Source organism: Limnobacter sp. SAORIC-580, assembly GCF_013004065.1.
In the GTDB taxonomy this organism is placed as follows: Bacteria; Pseudomonadota; Gammaproteobacteria; order Burkholderiales; family Burkholderiaceae_B; genus Limnobacter; species Limnobacter profundi.
This window is the reverse complement of the sequence record NZ_CP053084.1, coordinates 2,905,601-2,922,710: the sequence shown is the minus strand read 5'-3', so window position 1 is coordinate 2,922,710 and position 17,110 is coordinate 2,905,601. Positions and strand designations below refer to the sequence as shown.

The following is a 17,110-nucleotide window of genomic DNA, read 5'->3' as shown; positions in this document are numbered from 1 at the left end:
GCATTAAAATCAAAGTTAACAGTGCAAACAATGAATAGCCCCGCTGTTGAAACGCGCTTCTCATGGCAGCCACTTTTTCTGAACAGGATCAAAAGTTTTTTGACCTCGCTGGGTGATGATCCAGCCTTGCACTTTGTAGGCGGGCGCTGAAATTTTCGCTGCGGGTTTTTCAGTTTTTGTTGCAGTTGGCATCGAGGGTGCAACAAAAAGGTTTTTGCCCGGCAGGGTGTTGTTGATCGCAATATTCGATCGAGTGCTGGCGGGCTCTTTGCCAAAGCACAACAGGTAAAACGGTGTGTCAACTTGGGCGGGTTTTGTCTCCACAAGGCATTGCCCTGAATCGGGCTGTTTGGTGTTTATCCAAGTGCTCCAGGTTTGCCACAAGTCGGCTTCGGTATTGAATTGTTGCTCCAGAAAAAGAGTTTTTCGTACTGGCACTGATTGCTGAATTTGCAGGTTTGGCTTCTGATTCAGTTGTTGTTCAATTTCCATGTTGCGCAGGGCGATCAGTGCAAAAAGGGCCGTAAGCAACAACGCCAAATCGATTGCAGGGCGAACCCAGCGAAAGCCAACAATTCTCCGTGTTGTCGTTGTCAGTTTGCTCATTGGTTTGTTGCTCCAACTGAGCATTGCGCTTGGGTGGAATTATTGAGCGAGCAGCCCTTGGGCACTCGTTTTCGCGCCCGGGCCAAATCTGCTGTGGTCAGAATTTCTCCCTGTTCGTCCCACGACATTTTCAGCGAAAGCAGGTTTGCGCGTTCGTCTTGACCAAATTTTCGAATCTGTTCCAACCAACCGGCGAATGGCGCTTCTTTGGCGTTGCGAGGCGCAGCACCGAGCGAATTCTTGAGGTGCTGCAAATTTGCTTTCTCGAGTTTTGATTGTTGTTGGTTTGTGTGCCAACTCATCAAAAGAAAAGTACCCAGCACGCAAGCAACTGCGGCACCGCGAACCGCCTGATAATGGCGAGAAGGTTTGACCCACAAGCCCAGATAAAGTTGAAAGCTGCTGCGGAATTGGCTGATACCCGGTTTGTTTGAATTCAAGAAATTCTTCAGGTGTTTGAATTCGTGCGTATTCAGAAGTGCCATGTGAACAGCGCGATTGAATTGTGCAGATTTTTCCGAAGAAATAATCCGAACGCTTTGTCCCATGCTGCGCAGTTCGCTCAGCACCTCTTGGTGAACGGTTGTTGCCGGTGATTCAATAATTCTCGGTGGGTCTTCTGCAATTCCAGCCCAGCGGTGCTCTGCCCACGGTGAGGTCGCAATCTTGTTTTGGAATACATTGAGGTATACAAGTGTGTCTGGCAGGCTGAAGCTGGAAAGTGCAATTGCACTGCCACTAAACTCACTGTAGGGAAGGCGTTGTTCTTCCGCCCATTGCTGGTCTTGTTGCCGAAACAGAATTGCGTGCCCCTGCTCAATCACCCACACATCAGCATGCATTGGTGTAGTTGTCATGACAGGCCAGTCAGGTTGTTGTACAGCGGTGCCAATGTGAATTGATAGGCCAGCGCAAGGGTAAGTGCGGCAATGGCCAAGGCCATTGAAGGCAAGGTGTTTTGCAGGCGTTGTTGGGTTTCCCTTGCCCGCATTTCGTACACTTTTGAGGCCAGGAAAAAGCAGTAAGCCAAGTTGCCGGTTTGCTCGGCCAGTTGACTTTGACGAACCAGAAAACCAGGTGCGCCGGCTGCCTGTATCGACTGGCTTAGTGACATGCCCAATTTTAACTGTTGTTGAATGCCCAGCATCAGCTTGTTAAGCCTGTGCAGGGTTTTCGTTGACAGGTATGTGCCACCCCACCAGGTTGCTGTGGGCAGGATGCGGTGGCGTAGGCAGTGCATCAAGTCCAGGCCAGCATGGAGTTCGCATGCAATCACATGATAAAAATTCGATGTAAGCCAAAGATTGTTTGGCAGTAGTGTCTGTGTTTCAGTTTGAGTTTTGGTGGGTCTGAATTTGAAGTAAGCGGCAATAGGCAACACGACAATACCGATGAAAAGCAGGCTGTCTGACAATGTGAAGGTGGGGGTGGATGTGTTCGTTTTTTGTATTAAATGCGGTGCACTCACGTGATGCAGCAATACCCAGCACGCGCAGGCCAGCGTTAAAACCAGCATTGGATAAACAAGGCTTTTACCCAAGGTGTGTTGTGCATCGCTGGTGGTTTTCCAGCGATCCAGTTGGGTTTGTAAGGCCAAGCCAAGATCACCGCTGGCTTGTGCACACACCAGTGCAATTTCCAGGTGCATGGGCACTTTGCCAAATGCGGCACGAAAGGCGGTTTGAATGTTCTGCCCTTCTTGGAGAAAGCGCGATGCCCGGGATAAGCCCAAGTTTAAAAGTTTTCCTCGTGAATGGCCATTTTGCAGTTCACTGCTCAGTGAAAGTGCATCAAGCGCGGGCATGCCAGACTGCAACAATTCAGCCCATTGGCCCAACCAAGTACGCCAGGTGGCGGGCTTTATTCTGTCGCCAAGTGGCTTAGTTTTCATAGCTTGGGTTCAAGGTTGACGATGATGGAAACGGAAGGTGATTTGCCGATGAGAAAAGTTGCATCAGTTCATCAATGCTCTTGCAACTGAGGATTCCTTTGCGGGGCATGTTTTTCAGGTTGACAATTTCAGCCCACAATTGGCGTTGTTCATCTTGTTCTGCGGGTTTCAAGCGCAAGGTGACAATACCGTTCAAGCAGTTCATCAGGCTGCCCAGGCGCACATTCAGTTCGGTAAGCCGGCTGATGGCCCCAAGGCAATCCGGTGCATGAACCGATGCGAAAACCCGGTGCCCTGTCAGGGCAGCATTCAAGGTAAGTTCGGCGGTCTCTTCATCCCTGACTTCGCCAACCAGAATGGTGTCCGGGTCCTGGCGCATCAATGAACGCAAGCCCGAGGCAAAGTTCAGGTGAGGTAGCCGCGACAAGTCGGTTTGAACTGCCTCGGGATTGATGATTTCTACTGGGTCTTCAAGTGTTGCAATCCGACCTGCACATGCACCCAGGTTGTTGAGCATCGCATGCAGCGTGGTTGTTTTCCCGCTGCCAGTGGCGCCGGCTACCAATGTGAGTCCGTGCTCGTGGGCAAGCAGTTGCTGAATATGCGTCAAGGCGGCCTGACTCAAGCCAAGCCGATTCAAGGGCATGCGGCTGTGCGTATTCAACAGCCGGATCACGAGGTTTTCTCCGTGCAAGCTAGGGTGGGTCGCCAGTCGAAGATCAAGGTTGTTGCGAGTTAGCCGTGCGTCTTGTGGGCGGCGCGTTTCAGCAATATTCATTTTGCTTTCGGCCTTGAATGCTTGAATAAGCGACCTGCCTGCGTCGCTCGGAATGCCCAGCGCCTGCCCCAGTTTTCCGTTGACGCGCAATCGCACCCAGAAGTTCATGGGTGAGGGTGTAATGTGTATGTCCGATGCATTTGCAGCGCTGGCATAAGCAATCGTGTTGTCAATGTTCTTGAAGGCAGTGTCCGGCTGTATTTGCTTCATTGAAGTTTTGCCTGAATCAATGAACGTACCGTAAGCAGGGGTAGTGAACATTCGTGTAGCGCACATTGCGCCTCGGCTTGCGACAAGTAGGCGAGGGCATTGGTGAAGTGTCCAAGGCTGCTTTGATGAAGTGCCATGTTGTAGAAGGGCTCAGGTGTGTGCGGGAAGCGTTCGATTAAAAGCTCAAGTAGCGCGTTCAGGGCTTTGTTTTGTCCAGCCTGATACATGGTCAGGCCGGCAGCCAGGGCTTTGTTGAGCTCACCCAATTCCTTGTTGGTTTGGGATTGATTTGCTGTCGCACTCTCCAGCACAGTCGCTTTGAGCAACACCACCAGTTCAATGTGGCTCTCACCGCGGTTTTCGCTTTGAGTGATCAGGTCGATAGATTCCGGGGCACCGGGAATACCTCGGTTCAGGCTGCTGTTTTCTTTTTGGCGCAATCCACCCAGCAAGGCCATTTCACCGCTTTTCAATCGGAGTATCGATTCCAGTTCGCGGGTTTGTACCTCGGGTACCCGACTAATAATGTTGAGTTGTTGCAGGGCTGGGTTGGGATCTTGCACAAAACCCACGATGCGACTGAGTGTGGGGCGAACCCGCAACTGAATTGCATTGTTGTCTGCAATTTGCGGTGTCACCGTCATCAGGAAACCCACCGGTACGGTTTGAACCTGAGTAGTGAATGTGGAAAAAGCTGGGCTGTTTTGTGTGGGCGCGCTGGTTTGAACATCGGTTGTGAAATACACCCGGTTGTCGATTACCTTCAGCACGGCGGCCTGTTGGTTCATGGTCACGACACGCGGCGACGAAAGCACTTCGGTTTTTCCGAATTCCTCCAGCAGGCGCAAGGCTACATTGGTGTCGGTGTTGCTGGTGGTTCGCAGGGCATTCACAGTGAACGCGGGGTTACCAAGATTCAGCCCCTGCACAGCCAGGCCTGCGGTAATTCCGTTTTGACGAAGCACGTTCCAGTCAATTCCACGCTCATAGCGATCGTTTAACGAGATCTCGGTGATGACCGCTTCAATCACGATTTGTCGATCAACCCTGCGTTGGATTTGCTCAAGCCATTGGGCTACCCTGCGGTGCTGGCTGGGTTTCGCAATCACCGACACGGTTCCTGATTCCGGGTTGGCGATGACTCGCCCCGAGCGTGTTTCCTTGCGCGTTGTCGTGATGTCCCGTTTCTCGGTGGACACCGCCGTTGTACTTCTCAAATTGGGTTGTGCGCGGCGAGGTGAAATGTTGCGTGTACTTGCATAGGCTCGGTCTTCATCTTCATCAATGACGCGCTCCCGGGTTGAGAGTTCGATCGGTTTTACCTGCACCTGAATGATCTGTTCAATTTGACTTGAGATGTCTTGCCACAAATCGTGTTGTTGTGAGTTGTTCAGAATCAGTTCTGAGCGATTGCCTGTCTCCCGGCGATCCGTTAACTCGCGCGGGCCGCCAGCGATTGCCGAACTCAGGCTCGATGAATCATTCATTTGCCGCGCAATTGACAGGTAGTCGAGGGTATACACCCTCAGTTCATCAACCTCGCACCGCATGGACAGCTGTTTTGCTTCAAAGCGCACGCTGGCCCCTGCTTGAAGTTCCAGGCTTTCAATGACCTGTTGAAGTGGCATGTCTTTTCCCACCAGGCTGACCGGAGAGTCGCCACAGCCATCCATTTCATAGCCAAGTTCTATTTCGCGGGAGATCAGTTCAAGCACGTGACTGGCAGGTATGTTTTCGAGCCGAAAGGTGAATGTTTGTTGATGTCTCTGCCAGGCGTTGCTGCTGTGTTGAACCTTATCTGCCCAAAAAATGGCATTCAACTCGAGTGTTTGCCCAAACTCGGATGTCGCAATTCCAATGCTTTGTTGGGGTGGCATGGCCACGCAAGCGCTCAGGATCGAGGTGAGGCCGATTAAAAACGCACGCAGTGATGGCACGGGCAGACTTTTCAGGGTTTAAGTGCTGCGGATCATACTTTGATGAAACCATTTCCACGCTTCGTGGTCATGCCTTGTGGGTGAGCCTGTCACCATTTGGATGGTGAGTGCATGCCCTTCGGGGTACAATAGCTCCCAAATTCGTATTCGCTTATTAAGGAGCCCCCATGGGCTTTGTTGCTCAATTAAAAAACGTGGATTTCGGCTATGCCGATCGCCTCATTCTGGAAAACATTTCGCTGGACATTCCCAAGGGCAAAGTGGTTTCTGTCATGGGTGGCTCCGGTTCGGGCAAAACTACTTTGCTGCGTCTCATGTGCGGCCAGTACCCGGTGAATCGGGGTGAAGTTCAAGTGCTCGGCCAAAATGTGGTGACTGCAAGCACGCAGCAACTGTATGCATTTCGCAAAAAAATCGGTGTGCTTTTTCAGTTTGGTGCCTTGTTCACCGACTTGAGCGTTTTCGAGAATGTGGCCTTTCCGCTGCGCGAACACACCAACCTTCCCGAGGCGGCCATTCGCGATTTGGTGCTATTGAAGTTGCAGGCGGTGGGTCTTCGAGGAGCCAGCAATCTTTTTCCATCAGAAATTTCCGGTGGTATGAGTCGGCGAGTGGCCTTGGCGCGCGCAATTGCTCTGGATCCAGAACTGATTTTTTACGACGAGCCTTTTGCCGGGCTTGACCCGATTTCATTGGGTATTACGGCGAATCTCATTCGCACGCTAAATGATGCTTTGGGTGCCACCTCGGTGGTGGTCACACACGATATTCACGAGTCATTTGCAATCAGCGACCATGTCATCGTGATTGCAAACGGCAAAGTGCTGGCACAGGGTACACCTGCTGAAGTGGAGGCCAATCAGGATCTGTATGTTCAACAGTTCATCAAGGGCTTGCCTGAGGGGCCAGTGAAGTTTCATTACCCCGCACGCAACTTACAGGAGGACTTTGCATGAATCCGGTCCTCTTGGTTTCCCGTCTGGGTGCAGGTGTTATTGCCACAATCGCTGGCTTGGGGATTTTTGCGCGTTTCGTGGGCACCTTGTTCATGTTGCTTCCCAAAGCCCTGTTGCGCCCCCGCCTCATCATTGATCAGGTTCATTTCATCGGCAATTACTCTCTGGTCATCATTGTGGTCTCAGGGCTTTTTGTCGGTTTCGTTTTGGGCTTGCAGGGTTATTACACCTTGAACAGGTATGGTGCCGAACAGGCCTTGGGTCTCTTGGTTGCTTTGTCACTGGTGCGTGAATTGGGTCCGGTGGTCTCTGCCTTGTTGTTCGCAGGCCGGGCTGGTACGTCGCTAACTGCTGAAATTGGTCTGATGAAAGCAGGGGAGCAGCTGACTGCCATGGAAATGATGGCAGTTGATCCGAAGGCGCGTATTGTCTCGCCTCGCTGGATCGCGGGCCTCATTTCCCTGCCGCTGCTGGCGGGTTTGTTCAGTGCCGTGGGTATTTTTGGTGGTTATGTGGTGGGTGTGCTGCTGATTGGCGTGGATGCTGGTGCATTCTGGTCTCAAATGCAGGCGGGCGTCGATGTACGCGATGACATTCTCAACGGCGTGATCAAAAGCGTGGTGTTTGGTGTGGCTGTAAGCTCAATTGCCCTGTTTCAGGGCTACGCCTGCCAGCCCACGCCTGAGGGTGTTTCCAGGGCGACTACCCGAACAGTGGTGATTTCTTCCCTGACCATTTTGGGTCTCGATTTCGTGCTTACAGCACTCATGTTCAGTATTTAACGGATTGAAGGTATGAAAAAGAACACGGCAGTGGATTTTTGGGTGGGCCTGTTTGTGCTGATTGGTGCACTTGCTCTGGTATTTCTCGCCTTGAAGGCAGGCAACCTGAGTTCTTTCACCACAGGTGACCAATACCGGGTGACAGCTGAATTTGACAATATCGGTGGTCTGAAGCCCCGTGCGCCGGTCAAAAGTGCGGGCGTTACCGTGGGGCGCGTGGCCAACATCAATCTTGATCCAGTCACATTCCGAGCAGTCGTGTCCCTGGATTTGGAGGAGGGCTTCGAGTTTCCCAAGGACTCTTCAGCTAGAATTCTCACTTCAGGCTTGCTGGGCGAGCAATATGTGGGTATTGAGGCCGGTGGAGATCTCGAGAATCTAGCCAGCGGCGAGAAGTTTGCGCGTACCCAGTCTGCCGTGGTACTCGAAAACCTGATTAGCCAGTTTCTGTTTAGCAAAGCCTCGGAAGGCGACTCCGAAAAGTGATGAAGGGGATTTGAAGTGTTAATGTCCATTCGAAAAGTGATTTTGCTGCTAGGCGTGCTTGGCTTGTCCAGCGCATGCACCAGCATGCGCGCCCCTTCTGAGTCAGACCCCTTGGAAGGATTCAACCGTTCTGTTGACGGATTTAACCAAGTGGTTGACAAGGCGGTGGTGAAGCCACTGGCGCAGGGTTACGACAAGGTAACGCCGCCAGAAATCAAAACTGTGATCGGAAATTTCTTTTCCAATCTCGATGACATCAGCGTCGCGGTCAACAACTTGCTGCAAGGCAAGCCCAAGGCAGCAGGCAGCGACATCACGCGTTTTGCCCTGAATACAACCATCGGAATTGTGGGTTTGGCCGACGTGGCCACAGAACTGGGATTCCAGAAAAACGACGAGGATTTTGGTCAAACCTTGGGCGTGTGGGGTGTGGGTTCAGGCCCTTACCTGGTGTTGCCTCTCTTGGGGCCCAGCACCTTGCGTGACGCACCTGCCCGGCTTGTCGATGCGCCGCTTGATCCGCTTTATCACTATGACGACGTCAGGGTGCGTAACAGTTTGCTGGTTGTGAACGTGGTGAACACCCGTGCGCGACTGTTGCCAGCTACTGACCTGGTAGAACGCGTGGCACTGGACCAATACGCTTTTGTGCGCGACGCCTACTTGAAGCGCCGTGCCAGTTTGGTGCGAGATGGTGCCCCTGACCCCGACGAGCAAGGCTACGAGGATTTCGAGGAAGAGTCGCGTAGCCACATTCCCGAGTCCTTTCCACCCTTCAAGGCTGCGTTGATGCAGATTGAACCAAGCAGTGCGGCTTCGAATGCACAGCCCGACTCAAATTCACCCATTGGCTTGCCAATCGACCTGCAGCAAAGCGAGCGGGCCAAGTCTGGCTTGGGTTTGTTGAACTGATTGGCTTTGGGGTGGTCAACCCTTGGGTAGGTATTGCGTTTTTAGACTAACCACAAGCATTTTGGAAGAATCATGAATATTGCAGTGAACAAGTTATTTCAATGGGTTGCGGCCGCAGCTTTGGGTTTTGGCCTGATTGCCCAGCCAGCCATGGCGCAGGACATGCCTGCCAATGAGTTTGTTGAAAAGTTCAGCAATGAAGTGCTGGCTGAGATCAAGGCACGCAAGCAGGAACTGTTGGCTGACCCCAAAAAGCTGGATGCCCTGATTGACCAGAAAGTGATGCCCAACGTGAACTTTCGGAAAATGACCCAGTTGGTGGTGGGTCGGCCTTGGCGCGAAGCCACGCCAGAGCAGCGCGAGCAAATTACCAAAGAGTTTCGCACCCTTCTGGTGAAAACCTATTCCGGCGCTTTGGCGCAGGTGGGTGATCAAACCCTGCAGGTAGACCGTCTGCGAGCTCGCCCGGAAGACACGGATGTGATCGTGAATAGCCGTGTTATTCAGAAAGGCGCTCCGCCAGTGGATTTGGCTTACCGTGTCGAAAAGAAAGACGGCAAATGGCTGATTTATGACCTGAGTGTGTTGGGTCTGTGGTTGGTTGATTCCTACAAAGCCCAGTTCGGCACTGTGCTTTCCAACTCAGGGGTAGATGGTTTGATTCAAACCTTGAAAACCCTGAACGCGAAGGGTTGATATGAAGGTGTCGGCTGATCAAATTACCGTTCGCAACGGAGACCAAGTGATCGCCGAGGTCGCCAAGGCATTCGCCTTGGGCGACCATGTCATCGACTTTTCAGCAGTCAGGCACGTGGACTCCACCGCATTGGCCGTTATTCTCGCGGCCAAGCGAGTGCTTAAATCAGACAAAACCCTTGAACTCCAACATCCTCCTGCGCAGCTGAACAGTTTGATTGCTGCCTACGGAGTACAATCTCTCTTCTCCTAAAACCTGTAGCACCTTTCATGGGTGCGAGAAGTCATGTCGTTTGCACTAGAGCTAAGCTCGGTATCCAAATATTTTGGTGAATTCCGTTCCTTGAACAATGTGTCGCTCACAGTTCAGGAAGGGGAATTTTTCGCCTTGCTCGGCCCCAATGGCGCCGGCAAAACCACACTGATTAATATTATTGCGGGTCTAAGCCGGGCCAGTGCGGGCGCAGCCAAGGTCATGGGTTTTGACGTGGTGGATCAGTTTCGCGATGCGCGCCGAAGCATTGGCATCGTGCCCCAGGAACTGGTTTTTGACCCGTTTTTTTCGGTGCGGGAAACCTTGCGTTTTCAGTCAGGCTACTTTGGCTTGAAAAAGAACGACGACTGGATTGACGAACTATTGCATTCGCTGAGCCTGATGGACAAGGCCGACAACAACATGCGCACCTTGTCGGGTGGCATGAAGCGCCGTGTGATGGTTGCCCAGGCCCTGGTTCACAAGCCGCCGGTGATTGTGCTGGACGAGCCTACTGCAGGTGTTGATGTGGAACTGCGTCAAACGCTTTGGAAATTCATTGCTGGCCTGAACCAAAAGGGACACACAATTCTGCTGACCACGCATTACCTTGAGGAGGCAGAAACCTTGTGCAACCGCATCGCCATGTTGAAAAAGGGCGAGGTACTGACTGTGGACACCACGCCCAACCTGCTGAAAAAGCATGCCAATCAAACCCTGAACATGCAGTTGAATGGTGTACTGCCCGCCAGCCTGCAAGCCAAGGTATTGAAAGCCAATGTGAGCGAGGGGCGTTATACGCTGGCATTGAATGGCCCTGCCGAAATCGAGCAAATACTGGCTCAATGCCGCAAAGACCACTTGGACGTATTGGAGTGCAGCATCGAAAAGCCAGATCTTGAAGAGGTATTTGTGCAACTGATGAGCGGGGGTGCCAAATGACTGGTTGGCAAACCCTGTTCAAGAAAGAAATTCTGCGCTTCTGGAAAGTCAGCTTTCAAACTGTGCTGGCCCCGGTGGTTACAGCCTTGCTGTACCTCATGATTTTCTCGCATGTACTGGATGGCAAGGTAGAACCTTACCCCGGCGTCAGTTACGCAGCCTTTCTGGTGCCCGGCCTGGTCATGATGTCGGTGCTTCAGAATGCGTTTGCGAACTCATCCTCCAGCCTCATTCAATCAAAAATTACTGGCAACCTGGTGTTTGTGTTGTTGCCGCCATTGTCCCATCTCGAGTTTTTCTCGGCGTATGTTCTGGCCTCCATGGCCCGTGGCATTGCTGTTGGCTTGGGGGTTTTGCTGGTCACGGTGGCGTTTGTCGGCCTGCATGTGTCCAACCCGGTGTGGATTCTCGTGCATGCATTGGTAGGTTCAGCCTTGCTGGGCACCATGGGTGTAATTGCCGGTATTTGGGCTGAAAAATTTGACCAGTTGGCGGCCTTCCAGAATTTCATTATCATGCCGGCCACTTTTTTGTCGGGTGTGTTTTATTCCATCCACTCCTTGCCCGCTGTGTGGCAAACCGTGTCGCATTTCAATCCGTTTTTCTACCTCATCGACGGTTTTCGCTATGGTTTTTTTGGGGTAAGCGATGTTAGTCCTTGGTTCAGCCTGGCCATTGGCTTGTCTGCCTGGGCTGTTTTGACTGTGATTGCGATGCGCATGGTGACCTCTGGTTACAAATTGAGGGGATAATAGTGCTGTTGAATCAAAAGGATAGGAAAAATCATGTTGTTGCCTGAAACCGTTCGCGGCTATATTGCGCAGGGCTTGGAATGTGAGCACCTCACCGTGTCTGGTGACGGTCAGCATTTTGAGGCGGTCATCGTGGCCAGTGCGTTTGAAGGACTGCGTGCCATTCAGCGCCATCAAAAAGTGTATGCAGTACTGGGTGACAGAATGCGTGCAGAGATTCACGCCCTGTCGATGAAAACATTGACGCCCGCGGAATGGGCTCAACAACAAGTGTAAAAAGGACTGCCCTTCAATGGATTCATTTTTGGTTCGTGGCGGAAAGCCGCTTCACGGAGAAGTGTCGATTTCTGGCGCGAAGAATGCGGCCTTGCCCATTTTGTGCGCAAGTTTGCTGACCGCCGAACCGGTCACCATTACCAATGTGCCGCGTCTTCGCGACATCAACACCTGCCTGCGCTTGCTGGGCTCCATGGGTGTTCAGTGTTTTTGGCATGGTGAAAACCAACTGGCCTTGCGTGCAGAAGAAATTTCTGAGCCCATCGCCAGTTACGATCTGGTGAAAACCATGCGCGCCAGTATTCTGGTGCTGGGCCCCTTGGTGGCCCGTTTCGGTGAGGCCAGCGTCAGTTTGCCGGGTGGTTGCGCCATCGGCCAGCGCCCTGTCGATCAACACATCAAGGGTCTTCAGGCCATGGGTGCCGAAATTACCATTGAAAAGGGCTACATTCACGCCAAGGCCAAGCGTTTGAAGGGCGCGCGCATTGTGACCGACATGGTGACTGTGACCGGGACCGAGAACCTGATGATGGCAGCCGCTTTGGCAGAAGGCACTACCATTATCGAAAACGCCGCCCGCGAGCCCGAAGTGGTGGATCTGGCCAAGATGCTGGTAAAAATGGGTGCAAAAATTGAAGGTATTGGCACAGACACCATTACCGTTCATGGCGTTGAAAAGCTGCATGGTTGCGAATACCAAGTGATGCCTGATCGAATTGAGGCGGGCACCTTTCTGTGTGCGGTGGCAGCCTGCGGTGGCAACATTACCTTGAACAACACCGACGCAGACAGCATGGACGCAACCATTGAAAAGCTGCGCACGGCGGGTGTGAGCATTGAAGTGGACGGCACAAAAATTCACGCCAGCATGAATACGCGCCCCAAGGCTGTGGGCGCGCGCACAGCGCCATTTCCCGGCTTTGCAACCGACATGCAGGCCCAGTTAATGGCGGTGAACTGTGTGGCTGATGGCACCGCAGTGGTCAATGAAACCATTTTTGAGAACCGCTTCATGCACGTTCAGGAAATGGTGCGATTGGGTGCCAATATTGAAATTGAAGGCCACACGGCGATTATCAAAGGCGTTGAGCGGCTGGATGGTGCCACAGTGATGGCCACCGACCTGCGCGCCTCTGCTGGCCTGGTGATTGCTGGTTTGGCTGCCGGCGATGAAACGCGAATTGACCGCATTTATCACCTGGATCGCGGGTATGACAGAATGGAAGAGAAGCTGCGCAAACTGGGCGCAGATGTGACGAGAGTAGCCCAATGATTACACTGGCCCTGTCCAAGGGACGCATTTTTGAGGAAACGCTGCCCCTGCTGGAGAAAGCGGGCATTGTGCCGTCCGAGGACCCTGAAAAATCGCGCAAGCTCATTATTGGTACCAACCGTGCCGATGTGCAAATCATCATCGTGCGCGCAACCGATGTACCCACCTATGTGCAGCACGGGGCCGCCGATTTGGGCGTGGCCGGAAAAGACGTGCTGATTGAACATTCCGGTGCGGGCTTGTATCAACCGCTCGATTTGAACATTGCCAAATGCCGCTTGTGTGTAGCGGCGCCTGAAGGCTTTGACTATGCCAGCGCAGTCAAGCAGGGTGCGCGTTTGCGCATCGCCACCAAGTATGTCAACAGTGCCCGCGAGCACTTCGCCAATCGCGGTGTGCATGTGGACTTGATCAAGTTGTATGGCTCCATGGAACTGGCGCCACTGGTGGGCCTGGCCGATGCCATCGTGGATTTGGTCAGCACCGGTTCAACCTTGCGCGCCAACAAGCTGGTCGAGGTTGAGGAAATTTGTGAAATATCTTCCCGTTTGGTGGTCAACCAGGCGGCATTGAAAATGAAGTACGAGGCTTTGCAGCCGATTCTGGATGTGTTCACCCAAGCAGTAGCGTGAAATTTTAAAGGTAGTAAACAATGTCTTCCCAAATTCGTCGATTGTCTACAGAAGATGCCAACTTTGCCGAGCAGTTTCGTGCATTGCTCGCCTATGAAGAACAACGCGATCCGCATGTAGAAGGTGCGGTGGCAGACATTATTCATGCAGTGCGAAAACGTGGCGATGAAGCCTTGCTTGAGTTCACCGAGAAGTTTGATCGAGTGAAGGCGAATAGCGCAGCTGAGCTTGAAATTGGGCAAGCCGAATTGAAGCAAGCCTTCGATACCCTCGATTCTGCCCAGCGCGAGGCTTTGAAAGTGGCTGCCCAACGCGTGCGTGCATTTCACGAGCGCCAGGTGGCAGAAAGCTGGGAATTCACCGAGGCCGACGGCACCCGCCTGGGGCAACGTGTCACGCCGCTTGATCGCGCCGGTTTGTATGTGCCCGGTGGCAAGGCGGCGTACCCGTCTTCCGTGCTGATGAATGCCGTACCCGCCAAAGTGGCTGGCGTAAAAGAAGTGATCATGGTGGTGCCCACACCCAGTGGCGTAAAAAACCAAATGGTGTTGGCCGCTGCGCACTTGGCTGGTGTTGACCGCGTATTCACCATTGGTGGGGCGCAGGCGGTGGCTGCATTGGCCTATGGCACGCAAACCGTGCCGCGTGTGGACAAAATTGTGGGCCCGGGCAATGCCTATGTGGCCGAAGCAAAGCGCCGCGTGTTTGGTGCAGTCGGCATCGACATGATTGCTGGTCCCTCTGAAATTCTCGTGATTTGCGACGGCAGCACCAATGCGGACTGGATCGCCATGGACCTGTTTAGCCAGGCTGAACACGACGAAATGGCACAGTCCATTCTGCTGAGCCCCAGCAAGGAATTTCTCGACAATGTTCAGGCCAGTATCAAACGCCTCATGGACACCATGCCGCGTGCCACCGTGATCGCTACATCGCTGAAGAATCGCGGTGCCTTGATACAAGTGCGAGACATGGACGAAGCCTGCGAGCTGAGCAATCAGATTGCACCCGAACACCTGGAATTGAGTGTGCAAGACCCGGACGCCTGGGTCGGAAAGTTACGCCACGCCGGTGCCATTTTCATGGGGCCTTACAGCAGCGAATCGCTGGGCGATTATTGCGCAGGCCCCAACCACGTGTTGCCCACTGCGGGCACGGCACGGTTCAGCTCACCCTTGGGTGTGTACGACTTTCAGAAGCGCAGCAGCATTATTTTTGCCAGCCGTGAAGGTGCCAGTACACTGGGCGAAGTAGCCGCAGAACTGGCCTATGGTGAAGGCCTGCCAGCCCACGCGCGCTCTGCAGAGTATCGCGTTGGTCCGAAATTCAGAAAGGCAGACTGAGCGCACCATGAGCCTACTTCAAAAAACAATTCGTGCTGATGTGCAGGCCACCAATGCTTACGTGGTGGCTCCTTCGGCCGGCATGTTGAAGCTGGATGCCATGGAGAACCCCCAGGGCATGCCTGCAGCTTTGCTGGATAAGCTTGCGCAGCAATTAAAAACTGCGGAGTTGAACCGATACCCCGCGCCCAAAGCACTGGAGCTGGAAGCAGCCTTGCGCGCCTGCACGGCCATTCCCAAAGCGGCGCATGTGTTGTTTGGAAATGGCTCGGATGAACTGATCGATCTGATTATTCGTGCCTGCTGCATGCCTGGTGATGCGGTGCTTTCGCCCGTGCCCACCTTCGTGATGTATGCCGTGTACAGCCAATGGAGCCACGCCCGTTTTGTGGGAGTCGACCTGAACCCCGACTTCACCTTGAACATGCCCGCCATGTTAAAAGCCATTTCCACAAATCAGCCCAAAGTGGTGTTTTTGGCCTACCCGAACAACCCCACAGGTGTGGCGCTGCGCGAAGCCGAAATTGTTCAAATCATTGAGGCCACGCCTGGCCTGGTGGTGGTGGATGAAGCGTATGAAGCTTTCGCCGATGCGTCGTTCATGGCCCGGGTGCTTGAATTTCCAAACGTATTGGTGCTGCGCACTTTCTCCAAGCTTGGCCTTGCCGGTGCCCGTTTGGGCTACGCCGTGGCCAGCCCCGCCTGGGTGGAACAAATCGACAAAGTACGCCCGCCCTACAATGTGAACGTGCTCACGCGGATTGCGGTGCAGTTTGCACTTGAGCATTTCGATGCTTTTGAGGCGCAAGCCAAACTGCTGCGCGAACAGCGCGATGTGCTGACCGAGTCACTGAAAAACCTGAAAACACCCAATGGCGACGTTGAAGTGTTTGATTCTTACGCCAATTTCGTACTTTTCCGTATCCCGAATGCGCTTGAGGTCTTTGATGCCCTGAAAAACAAGGGTATCTTGGTGAAATACGTGGGCAAAGCCCACCCCTTGTTGCAAAACTGCTTGCGCGTTACCGTGAGCACTGAGCAAGAGAATCAGCAGTTTTTGGTGGCTGTTCAACAATCCATCGACGAAGTGGCCACAAAAGCCGCATAACTTTTTAGACAATCATGAGAACCGCAGAAGTTACCCGCAATACCCTGGAAACCCAGATCACCGTGAAAATCAATCTGGACGGTACAGGCGAACGCCACCTCGACACGGGCGTGCCATTTTTGGACCACATGCTGGAACAAATCTCGCGCCACGGCCTGTTCGACCTTCACATCGTGGCCAAGGGTGACCTGCACATTGATGCTCACCACACCGTGGAAGACACGGGCATTACCTTGGGTATGGCATTCACGAAAGCCCTGGGCGACAAAAAAGGAATCGTGCGTTACGGCCACAGCTATGTGCCGCTGGACGAAGCCCTGTCGCGCGTGGTGATTGACCTCTCGGGGCGCCCCGGTCTGCATCAGGATATTCCGTTCACACGTGCCAGCATTGGCGCATTTGATGTCGATTTGGTGTTTGAGTTTTTCCAGGGTTTTGTAAACCATGCCCTGTGCACCTTGCACATTGACAACCTGAAGGGTGTGAACTCACACCACCAGTGTGAAACCGTGTTCAAGGCGTTTGGCCGTGCTTTGCGCATGGCAGTTGCAATTGATGAACGTCAACAGGGTGCCATTCCCAGTACCAAAGGTGCTTTGTGAGTCTAGTTGCCGTTGTTGATTACGGCATGGGCAACCTGCGTTCGGTGGCCCAGGCCTTGCAACATGTAAAGCTCGAAAATCAGGAAATCCAGATTACCGACGACCCTGCCTTGATTGACCGGGCCAGCCGGGTTGTGCTGCCTGGGCAGGGTGCCATGCCAGACTGCATGAAAGCACTTCGGGAATCGGGCTTGATGGAAGCCGTGTACCGCGCTGCCGAATCAAAGCCCTTGTTTGGTGTGTGTGTTGGCGAGCAAATGATGATGGAGCGCAGCGCTGAAGGGCCTGCTGAATGCCTTTCCCTGTTTCCGGGTGATGTTGTGAAGTTTGATCCCCGCCTGACTGTGGAATGTGGCCTGAAGGTGCCGCACATGGGCTGGAACCAGGTGAACCAGCGCACCCAGCACCCCATGTGGGCCGGCATTGAAGACGGTGCATGGTTCTATTTTGTGCACAGCTATCATGTCAACCCCGTCAATCCGGACCATGTTGCGGGTGAAACAGACTACGGCGTTCGCTTTACCTGCGCCATCGCACGGGATAACATCTTTGCAACACAGTTTCATCCTGAAAAAAGTGCTGAGGACGGCTTAAGGCTGTACTCCAACTTTTTAAGATGGAACCCCTGAGTTTTTACCGATTATTTTTTCCACTCACTTGAATAGTTAACAACAC

General features: G+C 53.1%; 20 protein-coding genes. 15 read left to right on the top strand and 5 right to left on the bottom strand.

Features of this window, described 5'->3' with window-relative positions:
* Positions 1-60: 60 nt before the first annotated feature.
* The 5 genes from HKT17_RS13630 to HKT17_RS13610 are packed head-to-tail and all read right to left on the bottom strand — an operon-like array spanning position 61 to position 5,422.
* Positions 61-606, bottom strand: coding sequence for a hypothetical protein (locus HKT17_RS13630; RefSeq protein WP_171100764.1), 546 nt, complete (start codon positions 604-606; stop codon positions 61-63).
* Positions 603-1,463, bottom strand: a complete 861-nt coding sequence (locus tag HKT17_RS13625) for a hypothetical protein (RefSeq protein WP_171100762.1) — start codon at positions 1,461-1,463, stop codon at positions 603-605. The genes HKT17_RS13630 and HKT17_RS13625 overlap by 4 nt, the downstream gene beginning before the upstream one ends.
* The gene (locus HKT17_RS13620; RefSeq protein ID WP_171100760.1) at positions 1,460-2,497 is read right to left on the bottom strand and encodes a type II secretion system F family protein; all 1,038 of its coding nucleotides are present in this window, start codon (positions 2,495-2,497) and stop codon (positions 1,460-1,462) included. Before HKT17_RS13620 ends, HKT17_RS13625 begins: the two co-directional genes overlap by 4 nt.
* Positions 2,487-3,485 (bottom strand): GspE/PulE family protein, encoded by a 999-nt coding sequence (locus HKT17_RS13615; RefSeq protein ID WP_171100758.1) that lies wholly within the window; start codon positions 3,483-3,485, stop codon positions 2,487-2,489. Before HKT17_RS13615 ends, HKT17_RS13620 begins: the two co-directional genes overlap by 11 nt.
* Positions 3,482-5,422, bottom strand: coding sequence for a type II secretion system protein GspD (locus tag HKT17_RS13610; RefSeq protein WP_171100756.1), 1,941 nt, complete (start codon positions 5,420-5,422; stop codon positions 3,482-3,484). Before HKT17_RS13610 ends, HKT17_RS13615 begins: the two co-directional genes overlap by 4 nt.
* A gap of 167 nt (positions 5,423-5,589) precedes the next feature.
* On the opposite strand from HKT17_RS13610, the gene HKT17_RS13605 reads away from it, so the two are divergent.
* From HKT17_RS13605 to hisH, 15 genes are all read left to right on the top strand, one after another.
* Complete coding sequence (locus tag HKT17_RS13605; protein WP_171100754.1) at positions 5,590-6,378, top strand: ABC transporter ATP-binding protein; 789 nt, start codon at positions 5,590-5,592, stop codon at positions 6,376-6,378.
* Complete coding sequence (gene mlaE / locus HKT17_RS13600; protein ID WP_105027384.1) at positions 6,375-7,160, top strand: lipid asymmetry maintenance ABC transporter permease subunit MlaE; 786 nt, start codon at positions 6,375-6,377, stop codon at positions 7,158-7,160. Before HKT17_RS13605 ends, mlaE begins: the two co-directional genes overlap by 4 nt.
* Positions 7,161-7,172: 12 nt before the next feature.
* Positions 7,173-7,646, top strand: coding sequence for an outer membrane lipid asymmetry maintenance protein MlaD (gene mlaD / locus HKT17_RS13595; RefSeq protein WP_171100752.1), 474 nt, complete (start codon positions 7,173-7,175; stop codon positions 7,644-7,646).
* Between the two features lie 21 nt (positions 7,647-7,667).
* Positions 7,668-8,558: an MlaA family lipoprotein gene (locus HKT17_RS13590; RefSeq protein WP_171100751.1), complete on the top strand. Its 891-nt coding sequence runs from the start codon at positions 7,668-7,670 to the stop codon at positions 8,556-8,558.
* A gap of 72 nt (positions 8,559-8,630) precedes the next feature.
* The gene (locus HKT17_RS13585) at positions 8,631-9,254 is read left to right on the top strand and encodes an MlaC/ttg2D family ABC transporter substrate-binding protein (protein WP_171100749.1); all 624 of its coding nucleotides are present in this window, start codon (positions 8,631-8,633) and stop codon (positions 9,252-9,254) included.
* 1 nt (position 9,255) lies between these two features.
* The gene (locus HKT17_RS13580; RefSeq protein ID WP_171100747.1) at positions 9,256-9,507 is read left to right on the top strand and encodes an STAS domain-containing protein; all 252 of its coding nucleotides are present in this window, start codon (positions 9,256-9,258) and stop codon (positions 9,505-9,507) included.
* A 33-nt stretch (positions 9,508-9,540) separates the two neighbouring features.
* The gene (locus HKT17_RS13575) at positions 9,541-10,449 is read left to right on the top strand and encodes an ABC transporter ATP-binding protein (RefSeq protein WP_105027379.1); all 909 of its coding nucleotides are present in this window, start codon (positions 9,541-9,543) and stop codon (positions 10,447-10,449) included.
* Positions 10,446-11,201 carry an ABC transporter permease gene (locus HKT17_RS13570; protein WP_105027378.1) on the top strand — a complete coding sequence of 252 codons (756 nt, stop codon included), beginning with the start codon at positions 10,446-10,448 and terminating at the stop codon, positions 11,199-11,201. The genes HKT17_RS13575 and HKT17_RS13570 overlap by 4 nt, the downstream gene beginning before the upstream one ends.
* 33 nt (positions 11,202-11,234) lie before the next feature.
* Complete coding sequence (locus HKT17_RS13565; RefSeq protein WP_369907255.1) at positions 11,235-11,477, top strand: BolA family protein; 243 nt, start codon at positions 11,235-11,237, stop codon at positions 11,475-11,477.
* Positions 11,478-11,493: 16 nt separating this feature from the next.
* Positions 11,494-12,750, top strand: a complete 1,257-nt coding sequence (gene murA, locus HKT17_RS13560) for a UDP-N-acetylglucosamine 1-carboxyvinyltransferase (RefSeq protein ID WP_171100745.1) — start codon at positions 11,494-11,496, stop codon at positions 12,748-12,750.
* Positions 12,747-13,382 (top strand): ATP phosphoribosyltransferase, encoded by a 636-nt coding sequence (hisG, locus tag HKT17_RS13555; protein WP_008247881.1) that lies wholly within the window; start codon positions 12,747-12,749, stop codon positions 13,380-13,382. The genes murA and hisG overlap by 4 nt, the downstream gene beginning before the upstream one ends.
* A 20-nt stretch (positions 13,383-13,402) precedes the next feature.
* Positions 13,403-14,725, top strand: a complete 1,323-nt coding sequence (hisD, locus tag HKT17_RS13550) for a histidinol dehydrogenase (protein WP_171100743.1) — start codon at positions 13,403-13,405, stop codon at positions 14,723-14,725.
* A 7-nt stretch (positions 14,726-14,732) separates the two neighbouring features.
* Entirely contained in the window at positions 14,733-15,833 is a 1,101-nt protein-coding gene (gene hisC / locus HKT17_RS13545; protein ID WP_171100741.1) for a histidinol-phosphate transaminase, read from the top strand.
* Positions 15,834-15,847: 14 nt separating this feature from the next.
* On the top strand, positions 15,848-16,435 hold the full coding sequence (hisB, locus tag HKT17_RS13540; protein ID WP_171035109.1) for an imidazoleglycerol-phosphate dehydratase HisB: 588 nt from the start codon (positions 15,848-15,850) through the stop codon (positions 16,433-16,435).
* Complete coding sequence (gene hisH, locus HKT17_RS13535) at positions 16,432-17,064, top strand: imidazole glycerol phosphate synthase subunit HisH (RefSeq protein WP_040512077.1); 633 nt, start codon at positions 16,432-16,434, stop codon at positions 17,062-17,064. Before hisB ends, hisH begins: the two co-directional genes overlap by 4 nt.
* The last annotated feature ends 46 nt before the right edge of the window (positions 17,065-17,110 follow it).

Bases quoted from the DNA above. Each gene is read 5' to 3' on its own strand.
- HKT17_RS13630 (WP_171100764.1), bottom strand. From the start codon at position 606: ATGAGCAAACTGACAACGACAACACGGAGAATTGTTGGCTTTCGCTGG.
- HKT17_RS13625 (WP_171100762.1), bottom strand. From the start codon at position 1,463: ATGACAACTACACCAATGCATGCTGATGTGTGGGTGATTGAGCAGGGG.
- HKT17_RS13620 (WP_171100760.1), bottom strand. From the start codon at position 2,497: ATGAAAACTAAGCCACTTGGCGACAGAATAAAGCCCGCCACCTGGCGT.
- HKT17_RS13615 (WP_171100758.1), bottom strand. From the start codon at position 3,485: ATGAAGCAAATACAGCCGGACACTGCCTTCAAGAACATTGACAACACG.
- HKT17_RS13605 (WP_171100754.1), top strand. From the start codon at position 5,590: ATGGGCTTTGTTGCTCAATTAAAAAACGTGGATTTCGGCTATGCCGAT.
- mlaE (WP_105027384.1), top strand. From the start codon at position 6,375: ATGAATCCGGTCCTCTTGGTTTCCCGTCTGGGTGCAGGTGTTATTGCC.
- mlaD (WP_171100752.1), top strand. From the start codon at position 7,173: ATGAAAAAGAACACGGCAGTGGATTTTTGGGTGGGCCTGTTTGTGCTG.
- HKT17_RS13590 (WP_171100751.1), top strand. From the start codon at position 7,668: ATGTCCATTCGAAAAGTGATTTTGCTGCTAGGCGTGCTTGGCTTGTCC.
- HKT17_RS13585 (WP_171100749.1), top strand. From the start codon at position 8,631: ATGAATATTGCAGTGAACAAGTTATTTCAATGGGTTGCGGCCGCAGCT.
- HKT17_RS13580 (WP_171100747.1), top strand. From the start codon at position 9,256: ATGAAGGTGTCGGCTGATCAAATTACCGTTCGCAACGGAGACCAAGTG.
- HKT17_RS13575 (WP_105027379.1), top strand. From the start codon at position 9,541: ATGTCGTTTGCACTAGAGCTAAGCTCGGTATCCAAATATTTTGGTGAA.
- HKT17_RS13570 (WP_105027378.1), top strand. From the start codon at position 10,446: ATGACTGGTTGGCAAACCCTGTTCAAGAAAGAAATTCTGCGCTTCTGG.
- HKT17_RS13565 (WP_369907255.1), top strand. From the start codon at position 11,235: ATGTTGTTGCCTGAAACCGTTCGCGGCTATATTGCGCAGGGCTTGGAA.
- murA (WP_171100745.1), top strand. From the start codon at position 11,494: ATGGATTCATTTTTGGTTCGTGGCGGAAAGCCGCTTCACGGAGAAGTG.
- hisG (WP_008247881.1), top strand. From the start codon at position 12,747: ATGATTACACTGGCCCTGTCCAAGGGACGCATTTTTGAGGAAACGCTG.
- hisD (WP_171100743.1), top strand. From the start codon at position 13,403: ATGTCTTCCCAAATTCGTCGATTGTCTACAGAAGATGCCAACTTTGCC.
- hisC (WP_171100741.1), top strand. From the start codon at position 14,733: ATGAGCCTACTTCAAAAAACAATTCGTGCTGATGTGCAGGCCACCAAT.
- hisB (WP_171035109.1), top strand. From the start codon at position 15,848: ATGAGAACCGCAGAAGTTACCCGCAATACCCTGGAAACCCAGATCACC.